Annotated in this window: 4 protein-coding genes; 2 read left to right on the top strand and 2 right to left on the bottom strand. The window is 67.6% G+C overall.

Annotated features, from left to right (window positions below):
• Positions 1 to 265: hypothetical protein (locus V7E09_RS14485; RefSeq protein ID WP_324523608.1), on the top strand; the 265-nt coding region annotated here is incomplete at its 5' end.
• Positions 266 to 327: 62 nt separating this feature from the next.
• Here V7E09_RS14485 and V7E09_RS14480 read toward each other — a convergent pair.
• Positions 328 to 1,620 (bottom strand): ABC transporter substrate-binding protein, encoded by a 1,293-nt coding sequence (locus V7E09_RS14480; RefSeq protein WP_324509788.1) that lies wholly within the window; start codon positions 1,618 to 1,620, stop codon positions 328 to 330.
• A 220-nt stretch (positions 1,621 to 1,840) separates the two neighbouring features.
• On the opposite strand from V7E09_RS14480, the gene V7E09_RS14475 reads away from it, so the two are divergent.
• Positions 1,841 to 4,204, top strand: a complete 2,364-nt coding sequence (locus V7E09_RS14475) for an excinuclease ABC subunit UvrA (RefSeq protein ID WP_324523607.1) — start codon at positions 1,841 to 1,843, stop codon at positions 4,202 to 4,204.
• Here V7E09_RS14475 and V7E09_RS14470 read toward each other — a convergent pair.
• The coding region (locus V7E09_RS14470; RefSeq protein WP_324523605.1) for an adenylate kinase at positions 4,189 to 4,738 on the bottom strand (550 nt) is incomplete at its 5' end. The two genes, V7E09_RS14475 and V7E09_RS14470, sit on opposite strands and share 16 nt — an antisense overlap.

Raw genomic sequence — 4,738 nt, 5'->3', positions numbered from 1 at the left:
GGACCGGTACGCTCCGGACATGACCAGCGACCATGACACCGACCCGCGCCCAGGAGGGCTCCTGGACGGGCTGCTCGGTTTCACCTTGTCCGGGGCGATCCTGCTCGCCGGAGTGGCGTTGTTCGGCCTGATGCTCACCACCGATCGCAACCCCGTGGGCCTGATCGTTGCCGTGATCCTCGTCGCCATCGGCGTCCGGCTCCTGGTCGCGGGCGTCCTGAAGGCACGTTCGGCACGGCGGGCCGGACCGGGACCGCAGTCGTGAGTCCCAGGTGAGCCGGGGCGGATGCGTGTGGCAGCCAGCCCCGACTCCCCTGCCTGCTGAACCTACTTCAGTTCGCTTTGGATCTCGTCGCGCAGCTGCTGGACCGCATCCTTGATGGAGGCGCGGTTGAACAGGATGTCTTGGTACTTGCGCTGGAAGACCGTCCCGAACGAGCTGCCGCCCACCGGGGTGATGCCACCGGCGTCGGTCACATCGCTCTCGATGCTGCTCAGGTAGGCGGCAACCTTCTTGTCGGTGGGTTCCAGCGACGGCTCGAGTGCGGCCCGAAGCTCGGTGTTGGGCGGCAGACCCCGCTCGGCGGTGAGCGTCTTGACCGCGTCGACCGAGTTGGACAGCCAATCCACGAACGCGGCCGCCGCCGCGGTGTTGGACGAGCGCGCCGACACCGACCAGTACATGGACGCCTTGTACCACAGCCAGGTCGGTGCGCCTGCGAACGCCGGGGGCCGCAGCAGCTTCATGTCGGTCCCTGAAGCGGCGTCCATCGCCTTGACCTGGTTCGACCACAGGTACGTCATCGCGATCCTGTTGTTCGCCATGGCCTGCTGGTCCATGGACTTGGAGTCCTCCTCGGCGAGTTCGGACGGCGGCTGGATGGACTTGTCGGCCTGCATGTCCATCAGGCGCGCGAAGTACGACTCCAAGTCCTCGTTCTTCCAGCCGATCTTCCCGTCGGTGGTCCACTGCTGCCCACCGAGCTGACGCACGTACGCCTTCATCAGGCCGTCTTGGCCGAAGAGGTTACCGGCGCCGTAGACGCCCTGCCGGTTGATCTTGCGGGTGACCTCCAACGCGATGGCGCGCAGGTCGTCCCACGTCCAGGTCGTGTCGTCGGGCAGCGGGACGCCAGCCTCCTCGAACAGCTTGGGGTTGGCGACGATGATCGGGGCGTTCACGCCCGCGTTGATGCCGAACAATCCCTTGGGCAGGCGTCCGGTGTCCACCGTCCCCGCGAGGAACTTGTCGGTGTTGACCGACGAGTCCAAGTCCAGGAGCACCCCGCGGGCGCCGTAGTCGGCGATGTACTTCTCGTCCATCTGAATGATGTCCGGGGCGTCGTTGGCCGCCACCTGCGTGGCGAGCTTGTCCCAGTAGCCGCTCCACTCCCCTGGCTCGCCGGTCAGCTTCACCCCCGGGTTCTTGGACGTGTACAAGGCGATGGTGGCGTTTGTCACCCGCGTGCGGGTGTCGTTGCCCCACCAGGTGAAACGCAGCGTGGCGTTGGCGGGATCCCCGCTCGGGGTCGCGGCGGCGCCGCCGCCTTGTGAACAACTGGCGAGCATGGTCGCGGCGCCGATGCCGAGTCCCATCCCCAGAAAGGTTCTGCGGTCCATGGAGTCCTCCTCATTGATAACCCAGGCCTCCCGCTAGGGTAAATGGGCTCCGGGGTGGGGACTAGCACTTTGCGGTGGTTCCGGTGCCCCGCCGGGTGAAGAAGATCGGAAACCGCCTTCCGGCTAGGCGGGATGAGTGGTTGATGGCGCCAGCAACAAGGCTCAGTAGTTGCCTTCAGGGTATTTCTTGCCCTTGCGCCGTGGCCTAGCCTGGTGCGCTGTGACGCAACGAGAGCACCTGGCCGACTCCCACGACCTGATCCGCGTGCGCGGGGCACGCGAGAACAACCTCAAGAACGTCTCCTTGGACCTGCCCAAACGCCGTCTGACAGTGTTCACCGGCGTGTCCGGATCGGGGAAGAGTTCGCTCGTCTTCGACACCATCGCCGCAGAATCGCAGCGCATGATCAACGAGACCTACCCGGCGTTCGTGCAGGGCTTCATGGCGACCCTGGATCGTCCCGACGTCGACACCCTAGAGGGCCTCACGACGGCGATCATCGTGGACCAGGAGCGGATGAGCCCCAACATCCGTTCGACCCTCGGCACGGCCACCGACGCCAACGCCCTGCTCCGCATGCTGTTCAGCCGGTTGGGCGACCCGCACATCGGCTCGCCGCAGGCCTACTCGTTCAACGTGCCCTCCGTGAGCGGACACGGGGCGGTGAAGGTCGACAAGGGCGCCGGGGCGCGCATGGAGAAGCGCAGCTACACCCTGGTCGGCGGCATGTGCCCCCGCTGCGAGGGCACCGGCAACGTCTCCGACATCGACTTGAGCGAAGTGTTCGACGCTTCCTTGTCGTTGCGTCAGGGGCCGTTCAAGGTGCCCGGCTACTCCATGGACGGCTGGTATGGCCGCATCTTCATCGGCTCGGGCTTCTTCGACCCCGACAAGCCGCTGGGCGACTACACCGAGCGGGAACGTCATGACCTGCTCTACAAGGAGCCGGTCAAGATCAAGGTCGAGGGGATCAACCTCACCTACGAGGGCCTGATCCCCAAGATCACCAAGTCGATGCTCGCGAAGGACCCCGAACAGATGCAGCCGCACGTGCGTGCGTTCGTCGAGCGGGCGGTGAAGTTCGCCTCGTGTCCTGAATGCTCGGGGACGCGGCTGGCGGAGCCGGCACGCACCTCGCGCATCCACGGCAGGAACATTGCCGACCTGTGCGCGATGCAGGTCAGTGACCTCGCCGACTGGGTGCGGGACCTCGACGAACCCGCGGTGGCTCCCCTCACCGACGCCCTCGCCGCTCTGCTCGGGTCCTTCGTAGAGATCGGACTGGGCTATCTGAGCCTCGACCGGCCCTCGGGGACGCTGTCGGGCGGCGAGGCGCAGCGCACCAAGATGATCCGGCATCTGGGGTCCTCCCTCACCGACGTCACCTACGTGTTCGACGAGCCGACCGTGGGCCTGCATCCGCACGACATCCAACGCATGAACGATCTGCTGCTGCGCCTGCGGGATAAGGGCAACACGGTGCTGGTGGTGGAGCACAAGCCCGAGGCGATCGCGATCGCCGACCACGTCGTCGACATCGGGCCCCGAGCGGGGAGCGCCGGTGGCGAGATCGTCTACGAGGGTGACCTGGACGGCCTGCGTGCCAGCGGCACCCTCACGGGGACGCACCTCGACGACCGGGCCCACCTCAAGGAGGCCGTCCGGACGCCGTCAGGCGCGTTGCCCGTTCGCGGGGCGCACACGCACAACCTGCGCGACGTGGACGTCGACATCCCCCTGGGGGTCCTGGTCGTGGTGACCGGCGTGGCCGGCTCGGGCAAGAGCTCGTTGATCCATGGGTCGGTGGCAGAAGGGGAGGGCGTCGTGACCATCGATCAGGGTGCGATCAAGGGCAGTCGGCGCAGCAACCCGGCCACCTACACCGGCCTGCTCGAGCCGATCCGCAAAGCCTTCGCCAAGGCCAACGGGGTCAAGCCGGCCCTGTTCTCCCCCAACTCCGAGGGCGCCTGCCCCAGCTGTAACGGCGCCGGCGTCGTGTTCACCGACCTCGGCTTCATGGCGACCGTTTCCAGCGTGTGCGAGGTGTGTGACGGGAAGCGGTTCATGGCTGAGGTGCTGGAGTACAAGCTGGGCGGCAAGGACATCTCCGAGGTGTTGACGATGCCGGTCTCCCACGCCCGGGGCTTCTTCGCCGAGGGCGAGGCGCGCACACCGGCGGCCGCCACCATTCTGGGACGCCTCGACGATGTCGGGCTCGGCTATCTGACGCTCGGGCAGCCGTTGACCACCCTGTCCGGTGGCGAGCGGCAGCGACTCAAACTCGCCACCCACCTGGGGGAGAAGGGCGGCGTCTACGTCCTCGACGAGCCCACCACGGGGCTCCACCTCGCCGATGTCGAGCAGTTGCTCGGGCTCCTCGACCGTCTCGTGGAGGCGGGCAAGTCGGTGCTGGTCATCGAGCACCATCAGGCGGTGATGGCGCACGCGGACTGGATCATCGACCTCGGTCCTGGGGCAGGCTACGACGGCGGCACCGTGGTGTTCGAGGGGACGCCCGCCGACCTGGTCGCCGCCCGGACCACGCTGACCGGGCAGCATCTGGCCGCCTACGTCGGCGGCTGACCGCTCCCCTGCTTCAGCGAAGCCAGCAGGGCGTCGGCCTGTGCCGGGCGCCGGAGCAGCAGCACGGGTGGGCCGTCGGCCGCGGCGGCCCACCGGCGCATGGTGGCCCGCTTGCGGGCCCAACTGCGGAAGTGCCACGCCACGATCGAGTCCCGCGAGCATGCTCGGGCCAGGGTCTCGACGTTGCCGTTGCAGCATGGCTCGCGCCTGATGATCCGGCGCGCCGTGCGGCGCAGCAGCCGTGCCAGGGACCGCCAGCGTGGGTAGTCCAATCCGATGACGACGTCGGCCTCCGGCAGGGTCAGGTGCTGATGAATGCCGTAGACCGTGTCGATCACCCACGCTGGCGACTCCAGCCGGGGAAGGAACCGTGCCTCGAACACCTCCGGGGACGCCTGCACCCAGTCCGGGTCCCACGCGAGGTCGTCCACGAGCGTGACCGGCAAATCGAGTCGCTCCCCCAGTGCCAGCGCCAGCGTGGACTTGCCCGAGCCTGTCGCCCCATAGACCAGGATCCGGTCCGCCGAACCGACG

Origin of the sequence: Propioniciclava sp., from assembly GCF_036744435.1 — a bacterium.
Taxonomy (GTDB): domain Bacteria; phylum Actinomycetota; class Actinomycetes; order Propionibacteriales; family Propionibacteriaceae; genus Propioniciclava.
This window is presented reverse-complemented; position numbering and strand designations above follow the sequence as displayed.